General features: G+C 74.4%; 18 protein-coding genes. 11 read left to right on the top strand and 7 right to left on the bottom strand.

All coding sequences use genetic code 11. The annotated features are described in order from the left end of the window. Window positions 1–13: 13 nt before the first annotated feature. The gene (locus AB0P03_RS02175) at window positions 14–1,258 is read right to left on the bottom strand and encodes a glycosyltransferase (RefSeq protein WP_363627594.1); all 1,245 of its coding nucleotides are present in this window, start codon (window positions 1,256–1,258) and stop codon (window positions 14–16) included. A gap of 178 nt (window positions 1,259–1,436) precedes the next feature. On the opposite strand from AB0P03_RS02175, the gene AB0P03_RS02170 reads away from it, so the two are divergent. Further along, window positions 1,437–1,703: a GlsB/YeaQ/YmgE family stress response membrane protein gene (locus AB0P03_RS02170; protein ID WP_350875097.1), complete on the top strand. Its 267-nt coding sequence runs from the start codon at window positions 1,437–1,439 to the stop codon at window positions 1,701–1,703. An 87-nt stretch (window positions 1,704–1,790) separates the two neighbouring features. On the opposite strand, the gene AB0P03_RS02165 is transcribed toward AB0P03_RS02170, so the two are convergent. From AB0P03_RS02165 to AB0P03_RS02150, 4 genes are all read right to left on the bottom strand, one after another. Next, window positions 1,791–2,738 carry an ADP-ribosylglycohydrolase family protein gene (locus AB0P03_RS02165; protein ID WP_363627593.1) on the bottom strand — a complete coding sequence of 316 codons (948 nt, stop codon included), beginning with the start codon at window positions 2,736–2,738 and terminating at the stop codon, window positions 1,791–1,793. Between the two features lie 139 nt (window positions 2,739–2,877). Next, window positions 2,878–3,465 carry a TetR family transcriptional regulator gene (locus AB0P03_RS02160; protein ID WP_363579444.1) on the bottom strand — a complete coding sequence of 196 codons (588 nt, stop codon included), beginning with the start codon at window positions 3,463–3,465 and terminating at the stop codon, window positions 2,878–2,880. Window positions 3,466–3,540: 75 nt separating this feature from the next. Beyond that, the gene (locus AB0P03_RS02155; protein WP_363627592.1) at window positions 3,541–4,554 is read right to left on the bottom strand and encodes an aldo/keto reductase; all 1,014 of its coding nucleotides are present in this window, start codon (window positions 4,552–4,554) and stop codon (window positions 3,541–3,543) included. Between the two features lie 132 nt (window positions 4,555–4,686). Next, the gene (locus AB0P03_RS02150; RefSeq protein WP_363579440.1) at window positions 4,687–5,529 is read right to left on the bottom strand and encodes a methyltransferase domain-containing protein; all 843 of its coding nucleotides are present in this window, start codon (window positions 5,527–5,529) and stop codon (window positions 4,687–4,689) included. A 210-nt stretch (window positions 5,530–5,739) separates the two neighbouring features. On the opposite strand from AB0P03_RS02150, the gene AB0P03_RS02145 reads away from it, so the two are divergent. From AB0P03_RS02145 to paaE, 8 genes are all read left to right on the top strand, one after another. After that, window positions 5,740–7,089, top strand: coding sequence for a histidine kinase (locus AB0P03_RS02145; protein ID WP_363627591.1), 1,350 nt, complete (start codon window positions 5,740–5,742; stop codon window positions 7,087–7,089). After that, on the top strand, window positions 7,086–7,745 hold the full coding sequence (locus AB0P03_RS02140; protein ID WP_363579436.1) for a response regulator transcription factor: 660 nt from the start codon (window positions 7,086–7,088) through the stop codon (window positions 7,743–7,745). The genes AB0P03_RS02145 and AB0P03_RS02140 overlap by 4 nt, the downstream gene beginning before the upstream one ends. Window positions 7,746–8,477: 732 nt before the next feature. Further along, the gene (locus AB0P03_RS02135) at window positions 8,478–9,869 is read left to right on the top strand and encodes a M20/M25/M40 family metallo-hydrolase (RefSeq protein ID WP_363627590.1); all 1,392 of its coding nucleotides are present in this window, start codon (window positions 8,478–8,480) and stop codon (window positions 9,867–9,869) included. A gap of 313 nt (window positions 9,870–10,182) precedes the next feature. Then, window positions 10,183–11,238, top strand: a complete 1,056-nt coding sequence (gene paaA, locus AB0P03_RS02130; RefSeq protein ID WP_363627589.1) for a 1,2-phenylacetyl-CoA epoxidase subunit PaaA — start codon at window positions 10,183–10,185, stop codon at window positions 11,236–11,238. Further along, window positions 11,235–11,528: a 1,2-phenylacetyl-CoA epoxidase subunit PaaB gene (gene paaB, locus AB0P03_RS02125; RefSeq protein ID WP_030056311.1), complete on the top strand. Its 294-nt coding sequence runs from the start codon at window positions 11,235–11,237 to the stop codon at window positions 11,526–11,528. Before paaA ends, paaB begins: the two co-directional genes overlap by 4 nt. Before the next feature lie 13 nt (window positions 11,529–11,541). Then, entirely contained in the window at window positions 11,542–12,459 is a 918-nt protein-coding gene (gene paaC / locus AB0P03_RS02120; protein ID WP_363627588.1) for a 1,2-phenylacetyl-CoA epoxidase subunit PaaC, read from the top strand. Next, a complete protein-coding gene (paaD, locus tag AB0P03_RS02115) occupies window positions 12,453–13,019 on the top strand; it encodes a 1,2-phenylacetyl-CoA epoxidase subunit PaaD (RefSeq protein ID WP_363627587.1) in 567 nt (188 codons plus the stop codon). Before paaC ends, paaD begins: the two co-directional genes overlap by 7 nt. Then, window positions 13,020–14,237 (top strand): 1,2-phenylacetyl-CoA epoxidase subunit PaaE, encoded by a 1,218-nt coding sequence (gene paaE / locus AB0P03_RS02110; protein WP_363627586.1) that lies wholly within the window; start codon window positions 13,020–13,022, stop codon window positions 14,235–14,237. A gap of 36 nt (window positions 14,238–14,273) precedes the next feature. Here paaE and AB0P03_RS02105 read toward each other — a convergent pair whose 3' ends face one another. Together AB0P03_RS02105 and AB0P03_RS02100 are read right to left on the bottom strand one after the other, a co-directional pair. Then, entirely contained in the window at window positions 14,274–15,377 is a 1,104-nt protein-coding gene (locus AB0P03_RS02105; RefSeq protein WP_363627639.1) for an NAD(P)-binding domain-containing protein, read from the bottom strand. 154 nt (window positions 15,378–15,531) lie between these two features. Next, the gene (locus tag AB0P03_RS02100) at window positions 15,532–15,903 is read right to left on the bottom strand and encodes a YbjQ family protein (protein WP_363579424.1); all 372 of its coding nucleotides are present in this window, start codon (window positions 15,901–15,903) and stop codon (window positions 15,532–15,534) included. A gap of 122 nt (window positions 15,904–16,025) precedes the next feature. On the opposite strand from AB0P03_RS02100, the gene AB0P03_RS02095 reads away from it, so the two are divergent. Together AB0P03_RS02095 and AB0P03_RS02090 are read left to right on the top strand one after the other, a co-directional pair. Further along, entirely contained in the window at window positions 16,026–16,958 is a 933-nt protein-coding gene (locus tag AB0P03_RS02095; RefSeq protein ID WP_363627585.1) for a hypothetical protein, read from the top strand. An 86-nt stretch (window positions 16,959–17,044) separates the two neighbouring features. Further along, window positions 17,045–17,584 (top strand): hypothetical protein, encoded by a 540-nt coding sequence (locus AB0P03_RS02090; RefSeq protein ID WP_363627584.1) that lies wholly within the window; start codon window positions 17,045–17,047, stop codon window positions 17,582–17,584. The last annotated feature ends 104 nt before the right edge of the window (window positions 17,585–17,688 follow it).

Genomic DNA, 17,688 nt, shown 5'->3' with positions numbered 1-17,688 from the left:
CGTTTGCCCGCTGTCATTCGCCAGTCGCTGCCCGGTCGACGGCCGCGAGCACCTTCGCCGCACCGTCCTCGGCCGCGAGCGTGGCGGCCGCCGCCCGGGCCTGGTCGCGGTAGCGGGGGTCGTCGAGGGCCTGGCGGATGGCGGCGGCGAGGCGTGCGGCGGTGAGGGCGTGCAGCGGTACCGGCCCGGGGGAGACGCCGAGGCGGGTGAGCCGGTCGGACCAGAACGGGGCGTCGAGCTGTGCGGGTACCGGTACGGCCGGCGTGCCGCAGCGCAGGGTGGCGGCGGTCGTGCCGGCGCCGGCGTGGTGGATCACGGCGGCCATGCGGGGGAACAGCCAGTCGTGCGGGGCGTCGCCGATGGTCAGGACGTCCTCCGCCTCGCCGGCTCCGAGGTCGCTCCAGCCCGACTGCAGGACGGCCCGGACCCGGGCGGCGCGGACCGCGGCGACCACCGTCGCGGTGAGCCGGCCGGGGTCGGGGACGACCAGGCTGCCGAAGCCGACGAAGACCGGCGGCGGTCCGGCGGCGAGGAAGTCGAGCAGTCGGGCCGGGGGGTGCCAGTCCGGATCCCGTACCGGCCACCAGTAACCGGCCACGTCCAGCCCCGGGCGCCAGTCGGCGGGCCGCGGGACCACGGCGGGCGAAAACCCGTGCAGGACGGGGTACTTGCGCCTGGCGTGGGCGGCGCCGAGCGGCGGTAGGCCGAGGCGGCGCCGCAGCCCGCGTACGGCGGGGGCGAAGAGCTGGTCGGTCGCGACCTGGACGGCGTGCCCCGCGAGCAGGTTGCCCGGGCGGCCGAGTGAGCGGGCACCGGTGACAGCGGGCGCGAACTCCCTGGTGGGGGAGAGGGGTTGGAGGTGTAGGCCGATGCTGGGAATGCCCGCAGCCTCGGCGGCGACCTGGCCGAGCGGGCTGGTGGTGCTGGTGGTGAGCAGCAGGTCGGTGCCGAGTGCCGTGGCGTCGGCGATGCCGTCGGCGAGCTCCGGCATGAACTTCCGCCCCAGCTGTAGAAGTTGCAGGACGGCGCGAGGTCCGGTGCCGGCCTGGAGCAGGCGCCGCCCCTCGGCGGAGGCGAGTTCGGCGCGCGGGTCGACCGGCAGCGGGCGGAACTCCAGCCCTGCGGTCCGCACCGAGGCGGCGAAGGTGGCGTGGGTTGCGACGGCCACCTGATGGCCGGCCGCCTGGAGGCGGGCGCCGAGCCCGGTGAACGGGGCCACGTCGCCCCGGGATCCGGCGGTGGCGATCAGGATGCGCATGGCCGCAGTATCCCGGCGCGGGCGCCCCGCCGGAAAGGTGCCGTGCCCGGAGCGGCCCGGTCCGGGGTGGCCGGTTCGGGCCGGTGCTCCCGCGGCGCCGGAACCGGGCGGTGGTGGGCGGCGTCCTTCCTGGCAGAGCGGCGGAACGGGGCCGCCGCGCCGTGGACGGGAGGGACAGATGAGCATCGTCGCGTGGATCGTGCTTGGCCTGCTGGCGGGGGCACTGGCCAAGCTGCTGCTGCCGGGGAAGGACCCGGGCGGCCTGATCGTGACAACCCTGATCGGTATCGCCGGCTCCTTCGTGGGCGGTTGGATCGCCTCGCACTTCCTGCACAGGTCGGTGACGGCGCACTTCTTCGACATGGCGACCTGGGTGTCGGCGATCGGCGGGGCCCTGGTGCTGCTGATCATCTACCGGCTGGTGTTCGGCAGCTCCCGACGCTAGCCCGAGCGCCGGGAACCGGCCCCGCGCCGACGCGGACACGGTGTCGCACAGCCGAGCCGGCCAGGCCCACGGGGCGGCCGGCTCGGCTCAGCGCGTCGGTGCCGACGCCTCCGCGACCCACTCCGGCAGGTCCTCGCGGGCGGCCAGCCAGGCGGTCGGCACCTCGGCGAGGCCGGTGCGAGCGGCGACCGCCCCGGCGGCGATCGCGCAGGTGGTGTCCATGTCGCCCCAGCCCTCCAGGGTGTGCCAGATGACCTCGGGAAGTGAGTCCAGGTGCCCGGCGGCGGACCAGAGGGCGAACGGGACGGTGTCCGGGGCGGAGATCATGAACCCGGAGCCGAGTACGTTGGCGGCCTGCCGGACGCTCGTGTGTCCGGGCAGCCGGGCGGCGATCCGTAGACCGGAGCGCACTTCGCCGTCCGGCAGACGCCCGGCCACCTCCGCCAGCAACTCGGCACGGCCGTGGGGGTTTTGGCCCCGGCTGCGGACAGCGAGTGCCGTGGCGAGGGCGACTGCCACCGCGCCCGCGACCGCCTCCGGGTGGAAGTGCGTGGTGAGCGCCTGGAGTTCGGCCTGCCGGGCGACGGCGTCCAGGTCGTCTGCGAACCAGGCGCCCAGTGGGGCGACCCGCATCGCGGCGCCGTTCCCGTACGAGCCCTGACCCTCGAACTGGCGCGAGGTGATGGCGCGCCAGTCCCCGCCGGCGCCGATCTCACGCAGTACCCGGTGCATCGACGGGCCGTACTTGCGCCCGTACTCGCGGGCGTACTCCTCGGCGAACTCGCCGGCCAGCGCATCCTGTCGGACCTCGCCCCAGGAGGCCAGGTGGCGGACGAGGACCAGCGCCATCGCGGTGTCGTCGGTCCAGTACCAGGGCGCCGGGCGGAGCCGGCGAGCGGCCAGCGCGGCGGGCGCCTCGTCGAGCGGCCACGAGAACCAGCGGTCGCCGAAGGCGTCGCCGAGGGCGAGCCCCTGCAAACTGTCCAGGGTCGGACGGGTTGGACGGGGCGGAGGGGTCGGACGGGCCGGACGCATGTCGTCCTCCAAGTGAGATCAACCGTGCGCGGCAGTCTGCCGGACGGCCGGGCCCGCCGGCGACCGGGTTTCGCTCCGGTGCCGGCGAGCCCGGCCGTCGGTGTCCGGGTTCAGGGGCGCCCGGGGCTTCGGAGGGGCGTCACTTGGTGAGCAGGCCGCCGAGGATGAGCTTCCAGAGGGCCTCGAAACGGTCCTCGATGGTCGGCTCGGACCACGAGGACGCGTACGCCGGGTCGTGGAAGGGGCCGGTGGCGTCGAAGACGGCGCGGGCCGTGGAGAGGATGTGGGCGAGCTTGAACTCCTTGCTCTCCATGCCGTCCTGGACGATCTGGGCGATCTGGGTGACCAGGGTGTCGATGTGCGCCTCGACGATGCCGCTGTTCTCCTCGACCAGCACCATGTAGGTGGCGAACAGCTCCGGGTCGTCCAGCGCCTTCTTCCGCTTGGCCGCGAACAGCGTCACCAGCCAGCGGTGCAGCCGCTCGACGGCCGAGCCGGCCTCGGTCGAGATGAAGGCGAGCTGGTGGTGCGCCTGGTCGAGCCAGCGCTGGGTGACCGCCTCGCGCAGCGCGGCCTTGCTCGGGAAGTGGCGGTAGACGCTGCTGTGGCTGACGCCGAGGATCCGGGCGACGTCCACGACGGTGGCCTTGGCCGGGCCGAACCGCCGGAGGACGTCCTCCGCCGCGATCAGGATCTGCTCGGCGGTGAGTGTGGTGTCCGTGGTCACGGGGAGGTCCGTCCTTAGGGTCGTGCGGTCGAGGGTGGTGCTGCCGTCCCCGGCCGTCGGGCCGGTTCCGGTGGGTCAGTGCTCGCTGTCCAGGTGCTCCATCTGGGCGGCAGCGTAGCGGTCGCCCGCTGCGGAGCCGGCGGGGACGGCCGCCTCGATGGCCGCGAGGTCGGCCGCGGTGAGCGTGACGTCCAGCGCGCCCAGCGCCTCGGTGAGGCGGTCGCGGCGGCGGGCGCCGACCAGCGGAACGACGTCCTCCCCGCGCGAGGCGACCCAGGCGATGGCGACCTGGGCGACGCTCGCCTCCTTCGCGGAGGCCACCGCGCGCAGTGCCTCGACGAGCGCGAGGTTGTGGGCCAGGTTGTTGCCCTGGAAGCGCGGACTGTGGCCACGGAAGTCGGTGCCGGCCAGGGCGCGGCCCTGGTCCCAGTGGCCGCTGAGCAGGCCGCGCGAGAGCACGCCGTAGGCGGTGATGCCGATGCCGAGCTCGCGGGCGGTGGGGAGGATGGCGTCCTCGACCGAGCGGGAGATCAGCGAGTACTCGATCTGCAGGTCGCTGATCGGGTGGACGGCGGCGGCGCGGCGCAGGGTGTCGGCGCCGACCTCCGACAGGCCGATGTGACGGACGTAGCCGGCCTTCACCAGGTCCGCGATGGCGCCGACGGTCTCCTCGACCGGGACGTTCGGGTCCAGGCGGGCGGGGCGGTAGACGTCGATGTGGTCGGTGCGCAGTCGGCGCAGCGTGTAGGCGAGGGCGGTCTTGGTGGCGGCGGGGCTCGCGTCGTAGCCGAGCCACTGGCCGTCCGGGCCGCGCTGGGCGCCGAACTTCACGCTGATCTGCACGCTCTCGCGGGCGCGGCCGCGCAGGGCCTCGTGGATCAGCAGCTCGTTGTGGCCCATGCCGTAGAAGTCGCCGGTGTCGAGCAGGGTGACCCCGGCGTCGATCGCGGCGTGGATGGTGGCGATGCTCTCGGCCTCGTCGGCCGGGCCGTACAGGTCAGACATGCCCATGCAGCCGAGGCCGAGGGCGGAGGTGACCGGTCCGGAGGTGCCGAGGGTGCGCTGCGTGGGGCGGGAGGTCGTGGCCACGGGGACTCCAGGGGTGGGTGCGGCGATGGGTGGGGTGACCCGGGGTCCACTATGACACGACAGCGAACAGATTTCAAAATCTGTTCGCTGTCGTCTGTTATCTGTTATCTGAAAGCTGTCACCTGTTATCTGTCACCCGCCGACTCGATCGGCCGCCCGGCTGCGGTTCTCGTACGCGAGTGCCTCGCCGGCCGCGGCCTCGCCGGCCGGGGGCTCTGGCGGCGAGGCCGGACCCCAGTCCTCCCGCCCACCCAGTGACCGCAGCAGGTAGGCGCGGGCCGGCGGCAGGTTGCGCCACACCGTGCGCTCACCCAGCCCGTACGCCGCCTCGAACCGCCGCAGCAGTCGCACCACTGCCCGGTGGCGGGCGCTCTGCCGGGGCCCCGAGGACAGGGTGCGGGCCGTCGTCGTGCCGAGGTAGCCGAAGTACGTCAGCTCGCCCCCGGGCAGAAGCAGCCGCAGGTAGAGGTCGAGGAGGTGGCGTACCTGGGCCGGCTCGAAGTTGGTGAACGGCAGGCCCGACACGATCACGTCGTACCGCTCGTCCGTCTCGCCGGCTCGGCCCGTCACGTTCGTCTGGTCCTGGGGCAGTTCCTCCACCCGGCAGGCCGACAGCCGCAGGGCGACACCCGGGCGTCGTGCGGCCAGCACCGGGTCCTCGCGCAGCCGGTCGGCGAAGCGCGGGTTCGCCTCGACGACGTGCAGCCGGTCGCCCGGGAGCAGTACTTGGGCCAGCCGGCGGGTCACCACGCCCGTCCCGGCGCCGACTTCCAGCACCGAGATCGGCCGATTCGGGCGGCTGGTGGCCGGAACCACCAGGGCGTTCACGAGGTCCTCACCGCTCGGGGCCAGCGCTCCGGTGTCGTGGAAGGTGCGCAGGGCCTCGGCGAGGAACAGCAGGTGGTCCCCGGCGGACCGTGAACTGCGCTGCGGGGTGAGGAAGTCGGGGCGCGGGCGGAGCTGTTCGGTGGTCATGCCTTCGACGCTAGGCAGCCCCGCCGCACCCCGAATCGGCCGACGAGCGACGCGTACCCCCGACGAAAGTCGAGGGTGCGGGTACCCGGGAGAAGGGGGCACCCGCCCGCCGCCCGCCCGTAACATCGAGCCGGACGGACGGACGGACAGGCGACGGACGGACGGAGCGAGCGCGGAGGGAGCCCGATGCGAGAGGACGGGAGCGGCCCGATGCGCGCAGGCCTGTTGGGCTGGTACGGCCCGGGCCGCCGGCTGTGGAGCGAAACCCTGCTGCTGCTCGGCATCCTCGCGCTCACCGCCGAGGAGGGCCTCTCCCAGTGGGTCCACGCCGATGAGCCGTTTCGGCTGCCCCGGACCGTCGTGGCCGTCCTCGCCTCGCTCTCCCTGCTGTTCGCCCGCCGCTACCCGATGGCCTCCGCCGTCCTGCCGGTGCTCACCGGCGGCCTGTTCAACCGCGCCTTTCCCGGGCTGTTCAGCGTCTACTACCTCGCCTCCCTCGGCCGGACCGGCCCGGCGGCGGCCGGCGGCGCCCTCATCGCGATGGTGGGCGCGACCCGAGCCGATTCGCTGGTCGGCTGGGCGGGCACCACCGGATCCCAACTCCTCGTTCAGGCGGCGACCTTGTCCTTCGGCCTGTGGCTGCACGGCCGCAGGGTGCTGATCCGCACCCTGCACGAGCAGGTGGACGCGCTGCGCCGGGAGCGCGAGTTGCGCGCCGAACGGGCCCAGGCCGCCGAACGGGCCCGGATCGCCCGGGAGATGCACGACGTGCTCGCCCACCGTCTCAGCCTGCTGGTGCTGCACGCCGGGGTGCTGCGCGACCAGGCCCTCGCCGGTACCGTCGCCGCCGACCCGGACCGGCTCACCCACCGCCTCGAACTGCTGCGCACCACCGCCGCCCACTCGCTCGACGACCTGCGTGACGTCCTCGGCGCCCTGCGGGCCGACCCGCCGACAGCACCGGCCGCCGAGGAGGTGCCGGCCGCACCGCCCCGGGTGGCGCGCGTCCCGGTGCCCGTCCCGGCGTGCGTCCCGGCGCCCGCGCTGCGCGACCTCACCGAACTCGTCGGTGAGGCCACTTCGGCCGGGCAAGAGGTCGAACTGGCCCTCTCCGGCGACCCGGAGACCGTCCCCACCACCCACCGGCTGGCCGTGCACCGCCTGGTCCAGGAGGCGCTGACCAACGCCCGCAAGTACGCGCACGCCGCGCCCGTCACCGTCCGGGTCCGCTACGGCGCCCCGGCAACCACCGTCGAGGTCCGCAACGGTCCGGGGGAGGCGTCGCCGAACGGGCCGGGCACCGGCGGCGGGTACGGTCTGGTGGGGCTCGCCGAACGGGTCGACGCGCTCGGCGGCTACCTCGACGCGGGACCGGACGGTGGTGGCGGCTTCCGGCTCGCAGCCCGCCTGCCCGCACCGGAGCGCCCGCCGCGGACCGTGCCAGGACCCGTGCCAGGACCGGGCCCAGAACCGGGCCCAGAACCGGGACACGACCCCGGATCCGGGCCTTCCCCGGCCCTTGCCCCCTCCCCGACCCCGCAGCCGAAGGACGCCGAATGATTCGCACGATGGTGGTCGACGACGACGCGCTGGTGCGGCTCGGCCTCGTCGACCTGCTCGCCCAGGACCCGGCCCTCACCGTGGTCGCCGAGGCCACCGACGGACTGCAGGCCGTCGAACTCGCCCGCAGCCAGCGGATCGACGTGGCGCTCATGGACATCCGGATGCCCAGGCTCGACGGCATCGCCGCCACCAGGCGCCTGCGCGAACTGCCCGACGCCCCGCGCGTGATCGCGCTCACCACCTTCGACCTCGACGAGTACGTGTACCAGGCGCTCGCCGCCGGGGCCGACGGCTTCCTGCTCAAGGACACCCCGCCCGCCGAGATCGCCCGGGCCGTCCACGTCGTCGCCGGCGGTCAGGGGATGCTGCACCCTGCGGCCGCGCGGCGACTGATCGACCGCTACCACCGCACCGGCGCGCCCCGGTCGGTCGCCGCCCGCAACCGGGTCGCCGGGCTGACCCCGCGCGAGACCGACGTGCTGCGCGAACTCGCCGACGGGCTCTCCAACGCGGAGATCGCCGGCGTCCTCGGGATGCGCGAGAGCACCGTGAAGGCGCACGTCAGCCGGATCCTGACCGGGTTGGGCGTCGGCAACCGGGTCCAGGCCGCGCTGCTCGCGCGCGATTCCGGGCTGGTCGGGGACGGCGCCTGAGCCGGTACCGGGCGCTGTGGGGCGGTGCGGTGCGGTGGTGCGGTGCCGTCGTGGCTCGTGTGGTCGCTGGTCCTGCCGATGCGCGACGCCCGGTGGTGCGCGCGGTGGTGAGTGAGGCGTCATGTCGTCCGGTGTTCACGCGAGTGTTCCCGGGGCGTCGGACCGGGCTCCCCCTGAGCCGGTCGCGTGCTCCCGGTTCGTACCGCGCGCTGAGCCGTTGTCACCCATCCGGCGTGGAAATCCCGCGCCTTGGCGGTTTGCGCTGCCGAACCCGGGCGGCGGGTCCATGGTGGAGATGGGCGCGATCCGGCGACCGCGCCCGCGCGCCGATCCAGGCCCGCGCGCCGCGCGCCCGCCGCTGTTCTCCGACGGGTGTCCGAGGCTGAGGGCCCGGTCCCGGCACGCTGGGAGCAGGGCCACCTCGCAGGAAGCCGAACGGTTCTTCTAGGCTCACATCTCGGCTTCCCTGCGGCGGTCCGGCCCGTTGCGCCCGCCGTCAGGAAGCCGCCGTCCACGGGGCCCCGGGCGGACCGGGGCCACCGGATCGAGCGAGGAGGACGCAATGCCAAGCACGCCGCCCAGCCGTTCCACCGCACTTGGGCCAGACGGTCCGTTCCGAAGGGCCGGGCACCATCCCGGTCGATCGGCGCGGTCCGGCCGGGCCTGGCAGCCGGGTTGGGGTGGCCGGCCGGTCCGGCCGCTGAATACCGGCGGCGGCCGCGGAGGCGAACGTTGAGTCCCCAGATCGTCGGGTCGCCCGCCGCGCCGAGTGCCGCCGCCCCCGACGGTGACTCCGCCCCCGCGCCCGCCCCTGCCTCGGACCGCGCCCCCGTCGACCTCCCGGCCGCTGCTGACGGTGAGGCCCTCACCGCTACCGCTACTGCTACCGCTCATGCCACGGCCACGGTCACGGCCACCGTCACGGCCTCGGCCACCGCTGCCGCGACCGCCGCACTCCCCGGCCTGCCGCAGGCCCTCAGCACCCGCGCCCGTACGCTGGCCGGGGCCGTCCGGCGCCGGTGCACGGACCTGGCCCGGATCGAGTCGCCCAGCGGAGACGTGCCCCGACTCGACGCTCTCGCCGAGGAGTTGAGCGCCGGTTTCAGCGCCACCGGTGCCACCGCGCGACGCGAGCCCGGGCCGGCCGGTGACCACCTGGTCCTGGAGTGGGAGGGACAGGACGAGACGCTGCCGCACCTGTTGATCGTCGGCCACCACGACACCGTCTGGCCGGTGGGCACCCTCGCCGACTGGCCGGTCACCGAGCAGGACGGTCTGCTCAGCGGCCCCGGCGTCGTCGACATGAAGGGCGGACTCGCCATCCTGGAAGGCGCGTTCGCCCTGCTCGCCGACCTCGGGCAGCGGCCGCACCGCGCCGTCCGGCTGGTCGTCGTCTCCGACGAGGAGGTCGGCAGTCCGGACGGACGGCGCCTGGTCGAGCGCCAGTTGCGCGGTGCGGCCGCGGTCCTCGGGCTCGAACCTCCGCACCCCGACGGCCGGTTGAAGACGGCCCGGCGCGGCAGCACTCGGGTCCGGCTCACGGTCACCGGGCGTGAGGCCCACGCGGGCAACGACGCCCACGACGGGGTGTCGGCGGTCGACGAACTCGTCGACCAGCTCGTCGTCGTCCGCGGCCTCGCGGGACAGCCGGGGACGGAGCTCAACGCCGGTCGGATCAGCGGGGGTTCGCGGGCCAACGTGGTCGCGGGCCGGGCCGAGGCCGAGCTCGGCCTGCGGTTCTCCACCGTCGAGGCGCAGCGCCGTACGCTCGACAACCTGGCTCGGCTCACCGCGCTGCGCCCGGGGGCCAGGGTCCGGACCGAGGTGCTGTCCAGCCGTCCGGCGTGGCCCGAGCGCACCGGCAACCCGCTGCTGCGGCACGTTCGTTCACTCGCCGCGGTGCTCGGGCAGCAGCTGGACGGCGGTCCGGCGGGCGGCGCGGGGGACACCAATCTGCCGGGCTCGCGCGGGCTGCCGACGCTGGACGGCTTCGGCGCGGTCGGTGCCGGTGCTCACGCCCGGCACGAGCACATCCGGCTCGACCAGCTGGCACCCCGGATCGCCCTGCTGGCCGCGCTCCTCGCCGTACCGCTGCCGAGGCTGCGCGACCGCACGGAGGGTTGAGCGGGCTGCCGGCGGCCGGGGGCTGTCGGCGAACAGGGAGCAGGGAGCAGGGAGCAGGGAACAGAGAACAGAAGACGGATGACAAGTAACAGCTGACAGATAACAGCTAACAGATAATGAAATCTGTTAGCTGTTATCTGTTTGTTGCCCACCCGCTCGCGGCAGCCCGCCCGTCGACGACTGTCCGCCGCCCGAAACCCCGCCCCTCACCCGCGTCCCTTGCCATCCCTCCACCTTGCCGCGCAGAATGGTACCGACCGAACGGTCAGTCGGTTGGCGCCGCGGGCGCCGGCGCGGGACACGAGAGGTGATCGTGGTGACAGCAGAGGTGGCCGAGGCGGTCCCCGCGCAGGCGCTGGAGGACCGGTTCGAGGCGGTCGTCGCCGCCGAGCAGCGGATCGAGCCCAGGGACTGGATGCCCGACGCCTACCGGGCCACGTTGGTCCGCCAGATCGCCCAGCACGCCCACTCCGAGATCATCGGCATGCAGCCCGAGGGCAACTGGCTCACCCGCGCCCCCTCGCTGCGCCGCAAGGCGATCCTGCTCGCCAAGGCCCAGGACGAGGCCGGCCACGGCCTCTACCTCTACGCCGCCGCCGAGACCCTGGGTGTCGACCGCGCCGAGCTGACCGAGAAGCTGATCTCCGGCCGGCAGAAGTACTCCTCGATCTTCAACTACCCGACCCTCACCTTCGCCGACGTCGGTGTGATCGGCTGGCTGGTCGACGGCGCCGCGATCTGCAACCAGGTCCCGCTGTGCCGCTGCAGCTACGGCCCGTACGCCCGCGCGATGGTGCGGATCTGCAAGGAGGAGTCGTTCCACCAGCGGCAGGGCTACGAGCTGCTGCTGACACTGATGCGCGGCACCGAGGCGCAGCGCCGGATGGTCCAGGACGCGGTGGACCGCTGGTGGTGGCCGTCTCTGATGATGTTCGGGCCCCCGGACGCCGACTCGCCGAACACCGCCCGCTCGATGGCCTGGCGGATCAAGCGGCACACCAACGACGAGCTGCGTCAGCGCTTCGTCGACATGACCGTCCCGCAGGCCGAGCACCTGGGCGTCACGCTCCCGGATCCCGAGCTGCGCCGGAACGAGGAACGCGGCGGCTGGGACTTCGGCGAGCCGGACTGGTCCGAGCTGACCAGGGTCATCCACGGCCAGGGCCCGTGCAACGCCCAGCGGGTCGACCGCCGCCGGACGGCGCACGAGGACGGTGCCTGGGTCCGTGAGGCGGCCGTCGCCTACGCGGCCAAGCGCCGCGCCGAACAGTCCGCCGAACCCGGGCAGCCCACCGGATCCGAACCGCCCGTCGAAGCCGGGCAGCCCGGGCGTACGGGCGAGCCCACGGAACAGGAGAACGGAAAGTGACCGAGTCCAAGGCCGGCTGGCCGCTGTACGAGGTGTTCGTGCGCCCCCGGCGCGGGCTGAACCACGTCCACGTCGGTTCGCTGCACGCGGCCGACGACCGGATGGCCCTGCTCGCCGCCCGCGACCTCTACACCCGCCGCAACGAGGGCGTCAGCCTCTGGGTGGTCCGCTCGGACGCGATCACCGCCTCCACCCCGGACGAGCGCGACCCGTTCTTCGAGCCCAGCGGGGACAAGGTCTACCGCCACCCGACCTTCTACGACATCCCCGAGGATGTCCCGCACATCTGACGGGGGAACCGCCATGCAGGACCACAGCACGCAGGCCGACGCTGACGTCGACGCCGACGACCACGTCTACCTCGGCCTCGCCGAAGCCACGCCCGGCCCCGAGGGCGAGGGCCGCTGGGCGTACGGGACGGGCTTCGCCGACCCGCTGCTCGGCGTGGACACCGCCGTGCCCGCCGGAGTGGACGGCGCGGACCTCGCCGCCTACTGCCTGATGCTCGGAGACGACGCCCTGATCCTCTCCCAGCGCCTGATCGAGTGGTGCACCCGGGCGCCCGAACTGGAGGAGGAGGTCGCGCTCGCCAACCTGGGCCTCGACCTGCTCGGCCAGGCCCGGCTGCTGCTCACCCGGGCCGGCCAGGCGGACGGCTCCGGCCGCACCGAGGACGACCTGGCGTACTGGCGGGAGGACCACGAGTTCCGCAACGTCCGGCTGGTCGAGGCCCCGAACGGCGACTTCGCCCACTCGATCGCCCGGCTGCTGCTGTTCGCCACCGCGCGCTGCGCCCTGTACGAGGCGCTGAGCGCGCACCCGGACCCGGTGCTGGCGGCGGTCGCCGCCCGGGGCGTCAAGGAGCTGGCGTACCACCGCGAGTACGCCACCGCCTGGACGCTTCGGCTCGGTGACGGCACGCCGTACTCCTCGGCGCGGATGCAGGCCGGGCTGGACGCGCTCTGGCCGCTGCTGGAGGAACTGTTCACGGCCCACCCGGTGGAGCTGCGGACGGGCGCCGATCCGGCGGCGCTGCGCGAACCGGTGCTGCGCTCGCTCGGCGCCGTTCTCGCCGAGGCCGGGCTGACCGTACCGGACGTGCGGTCGCTGGCCACCGTGCTCGGCCGGGCCGGCCGGGACGGCGTGCACACCGAGGCGCTCGGCCCGCTGCTCGCCGAATTCCAGGTGCTGGCCCGCGCGCACCCGGGGGCGACGTGGTGAGCGCGGCGCTGACGGAGCGCGGGACGGCCTGGGAGGTCGCGGCGGCCGTGCCGGACCCGGAGCTGCCCATGCTGACCCTGGCCGACCTGGGCGTGCTGGCCGAGGTGGCGGTGGACGACGGCGCGGTGACCGCCTGGCTGACCCCGACCTACTCGGGTTGCCCCGCCGTGGCCGAGATGGCCGCAGACGTGGACCGCCGGCTGCGCGCGGCCGGGTACCGGGACGTCCGGGTCCGGCTGCGGCTGGATCCGCCGTGGTCGACCGATCTGATCACCGCCGAGGGCCGCCGCAAACTCGTCGAGGCGGGTATCGCCCCGCCGCGTCCGACCTCCGCCGCCGGCGTGGCCGGCCCGGTCCCGCTCGCGCTCGGTCCCACCCGCACCGCCGCTCCGGCCGGCACCTCCGCTGCCGCTTTCGCTTCCGCAGCCGCCCCCGTGCCCTGCCCGCGCTGCGGCGGTGCGGACACGGAGGAGCTGTCCCGCTTCGGTTCCACCGCCTGCAAGGCGCTCTGGCGCTGCCGCGCCTGCCGGGAGCCGTTCGAACGCGTCAAGGAGATCTGAATGCCCGCCGCTTCGCCCGCCGCGTCCCAGGCCGACGCCTCCCAGCCCGCCGCGTCCCAGGCCGACGCATCCCAGACCGAAGCCTCCGCCGCCGCGCACGCCGACACTCCCGCTGAGGCCGCGGTGTCCACGCTGCGCCCCGCCCGCCGCCCGACCTTCCACCGGCTGCGGATCGAGCGGGTCGAGCGGCTCTGCGACGACGCCGTGGCGGTGACCTTCGAGGTGCCGGACGGGCTCGCGGCGGACTTCGTATTCCGGCCGGGGCAGACCCTGACGCTGCGCAAGGTGGTGGAGGGCGTCGACGAGCGCCGCTCGTACTCGATCTGCGCCCCCGCCGACGGGCCGCTGCGGATTGCCGTCCGGGAGGTGCCCGGCGGGCTGTTCTCCCGGTGGCTGGTCCGGGACGCGGGGCCGGGCGAGGAGGTGGACGTGCTGACGCCGTCGGGCCTGTTCACCCCCGACCTCGGCGTTCCGGCCGAGCACGTGCTGCTCGCGGCCGGTTCCGGCATCACCCCGATGCTGTCGATCGCCGCGTCCGTCCTGGCCGCCGACCGCAGCTCCACCGTCACCCTGCTGTACGGCAACCGGCGCAGCGACACCGTGATGTTCGCGGACGAGCTGGCCGACCTGAAGGACCGCTACCTCGGCCGCTTCCAGCTGGTCCACGTCCTGTCCCGGGAGACCCGTGACGCCGAACTGCTCAGCGGGCGGCTGGACCCGGAGCGGGTGGGGGCGCTGCTGGGGGCGCTGGTGGATGTCGGGAGCGTCGGGCACTGGTGGCTGTGCGGCCCGTTCGGGATGGTCGCGGGGGCGAAGGAGCTGCTCGCCGGGCTGGGCGTGCCGGGCGAGCGCGTGCACCAGGAACTGTTCCACGCCGAGGACGAGCCGGTGTCCGAGCGACCGGAGGACCGGGACGGCGCGGCGGGAGCGGCCGACGGCCCGCACAGCGAGGTCACCGTCGTCCTGGACGGGCGCGGCAGCACGCTCTCCCTGCCGTGCGACCGCTCGATCCTGGACGGTGCCCAGCGCTCCCGCCCCGACCTGCCGTTCGCCTGCAAGGGCGGGGTCTGCGGCACCTGCCGTGCGCTGGTCACCGAGGGCGAGGTCGAGATGCGCCGCAACTTCGCGCTGGAGGAGAAGGAGCTGGCTGCCGGCTACGTCCTCACCTGCCAGGCCCGCCCGATCACCGACCGGGTGACGGTCGACTACGACCGCTGAGCGGCCGACCGCCCCGCCCTTCCCCTCCCGACTGCTTCAGACCACGGCCGGGGCGGGCAGCCTGGCCGGGTCGCCGAGCAGGTGGACGAGGTCGCTGACGGCGGCGCGACCGGCCCGGTTGGCGCCGATGGTGCTGGCGGACGGGCCGTAGCCGACCAGGTGGACGCGCGGGTCGGCGGTGGCACGGGTGCCGGTGAGCGCGATGCCGCCGCCGGGGGAGCGCAGCCCGAGCGGGGCCAGGTGGCCGACCTCCGGGCGGAAGCCGGTGGCCCACACGATCGCGTCCACCGCCAGCTCCTCCTCCCCCCAGGCGACGCCGTGCTCGGTGAGCCGGTCGAACATCGGGCGGCGGTGCAGGGCGCCCAGTTCCTCGGCACGCCGGTAGGCGACGGACGGGCCGAGCCCGGTGACGCTCACCACGCTGCGCACCGGCAGGCCCTGCCGGACCCGTTCCTCGACCTTGGCGACCACCGTGCGTCCGTACTCGGGGGTGAACGGCCCCTCGTGGTAGACGGGCGGGGTCCGGGTGACCCAGGCCGTCTCGCCGACCGCCGCCACCTCGGACAGCACCTGGATCGCCGAAGCGCCCCCGCCCACCACCAGGACGCGCCGGCCGGCGAACTCCCCGGGGCCGCGGTAGTCGGCGTAGTGCAGCTGGCGACCGGCGAAGTGGCCCGGGTAGTGGGGCAGGAACGGGCGGGTCCAGGTGCCGGTGGCGTTGATCAACGCCCGCGTGGACCAGGTGCCGTGGTCGGTCTCGACCAGCAGCCGGGAGTCCGGGCGGTCCGACTCGGCGCGCACCGCGCGAACGGCGACGGGGCGTACGACCGGGAGCGCGTGCCGGGCCTCGTACGCCGCGAAGTACCCCGGCACGACCTCGCGCGCCGGGGCCTCGGGGTCGGGCGCGGGGAGTTCGGCGTCCGGGAGGTCGTGGAAACCGTGCACGGTGGCCATCCGCAGGGACGGTGAGCGGTGCGCCCAGGCGCCGCCCGGCGCGGGGTTGGCGTCGAGCACGACGAAGCCGCCGTCGGCGTCCGCCCGGTAGGGGGCGAAGCCGCGGCGGCGGAGGTGGTAGGCGGCGGACAGTCCGGCCTGTCCGGCGCCCACCACCAGGACGTCCACCACGTGGACGTCCACCACGTGGACGTCCACTACCAGGACGTCCGCGTGCCGCTGCCCGCCATTGGTTGCACCGTAAACAGTCACGCCGGTGAAACATCGGGGGTGCGGCGGGTGTTCCCGCGTCCGCGGGTGCTTGCGGTCCCGCCGCGTGGCGCCCCGCGCGGGCGACGCGTCAGACGGCCGGGGAGATCACCGCGGCCGTGCCGTAGGCGCAGACCTCGGTGCCGACGTCCGCCGCCTCCGTCACGTCGAAGCGCATCATCAGCACCGCGTTCCCGCCGCGCGCCTTGGTCTGCTCGATCAGCCGCTGCATCGCCTCGTTGCGGCTCTCGACCAGGGTCTTCGTCAGGCCCCGCAGCTCGCCGCCGATCAGCGACTTCAGTCCGGCGCCGATCTGGCTGCCGAGGTGGCGGCTGCGCACGGTCAGTCCGAAGACCTCGCCGATCACATGATCGACCCGGAAGCCGGGGATGTCGTTGGTGGTCACGACCAGGACGTCGGCGTTCGGGCCCTGCCCGCCGCCGTACTCGTTGATGTCAGCCATGGGTCCATCCTGCCGTGTCGTACGTCCGAGTGATCGAGGCGGGGCCGGGCGATGGCCGAGAAGGGGTCCAGAAGCTGGTTCAGACCGGTGATCGGGCGGCCGAAAGGCCGTACCGTAGCCCCATGGGCGAGCGAAGCGATCATCCACAGGGGCCGGGCGCGGCGGAGGACTCCGGCGCGCAGGAGATCGAGGCGACGGTGGTGCTGGGCCTGCGGATCACCGACTGGCCGGCGCTGCGCGCCGCCGCGATCAGGGCCGTCGAGGAGCTGGTGTTCGAGGGCGTCGACCCGGTCGGCCAGCGCCGCGAGCTGCTGCGCGAGGTCTCCGAGGACGCCAACGCGGCGCTCGGCGCACTGCTGCACCCGGACCGGCTGGTGGCCGCGATCCCCGGGGTCGAGGCGATCGGCGGCACGCTGGAGATCAGCGTCACCGAGGACTTCGCGCCGGACTTCGCCGAGCTGTTCCCGCTGGAGGGCGACGAGGACGAGGACGGCGGCGCCGGCGCGGACTGGACCCTCACCCCGCGCACCGCCTGCCTCCTGCACGCCCAGCTGATCGGCCTGGCCGACGCCGCCTACGACGACTTCGACGAGCACGGTGACGACCCGGTCGTCGACGGCGAGGACGCCGACTGGGCGGTCTACGCCCGCCTGCCCCAGCGCACCTGGCGGCTGCACCGGAACTGGCGCCGCGCCATGGCCCGGGCCTTCGACGACCTGGCCGACGACCTCGCGCTCGGTGAATGGCCGCTGCCGCGATGTCTGGCCGAGGACATCGGGCTGCGGATGGCCCTGGTGGACGCCCGGGCCCTGCTCGGCGCGCAGCCCGAGTCGGTGGCCGACATGATGGGCGACCTGCCGGCCGACCTGTACGACTACGACTGGGACGGCTGTCACGACGAACTGTTCGGCGTCTACGGACCGGACGACGGCGACCCGGAGCTGGGCGCCGAGCAGCGCACCGAGGTGCTGCTGGCGGCCACGCACCCGGAGGGCTGGTTCCTGACGTACGAGGACGCGGAGGCGCGGGACCCGCAGCGCGGCTACCGGCGCTGACCGGCCGTCGGGCCGGGTTGGCCCTGGTCGGGATGGTGCGAAGTGCTCTTCGGGCGCTGCGACGGGTGGGCGACTAGGCTGCGGGCATGTCCGATACGTCTGATGTGCGTGCGGTACCCGGGGGACCGGACGGGGCGGACGGTCCGGCCCGGGCAGACGGTCCGGCGGGCCGGGACGACCAGGTGCTCGCCCGGATCGCGCTCGGACTGGACGGCGTGCAGGCCGCCCAGCGCGGGCGGACGGCCGAGGCGCGGGCCAGCTTCGAGGCGCTCTGGGCGGCGCTCGGCGAGCGGGGCGACGTCTTCCACCGCTGCGTCCTCGCCCATTACCTGGCCGACCTACAGGACCATCCGCAGGACGAGCTGGAGTGGGACCGGCGGGCGCTGGCCGCCGCCGACTCGCTGACCGCCGAGCGTGCCCAGACCTACGAGTCCGCCCTCCAGGTGCGCGCGTTCTACCCCTCGCTGCACCTCAACCTGGCCTCGGACCACCTCAAGCTCGGCGAGCCCGACCTCGCGCGCGAGCAGCTGGAACGCGCCGTGCGCAGCCTGGACGCGCTCCCCGAGGACGCCTACAGCGCCGGCATCCGGTCGGCCGTCGACGAACTGCGGCAGCGGCTGCGCTGAGCGGCGGTGTGCGGGGGCGGGGGTGTGCAGGGGCAGGGGCGTGCGGGGGCAGGGGCGTGTAGGGACGGGGGTGGAGATGGCGGCGGCTCGGGTGGTTCGGGGCG

Source organism: Kitasatospora sp. NPDC088779 (assembly GCF_040685395.1).
GTDB lineage: Bacteria > Actinomycetota > Actinomycetes > Streptomycetales > Streptomycetaceae > Kitasatospora.
This window is presented reverse-complemented; position numbering and strand designations above follow the sequence as displayed.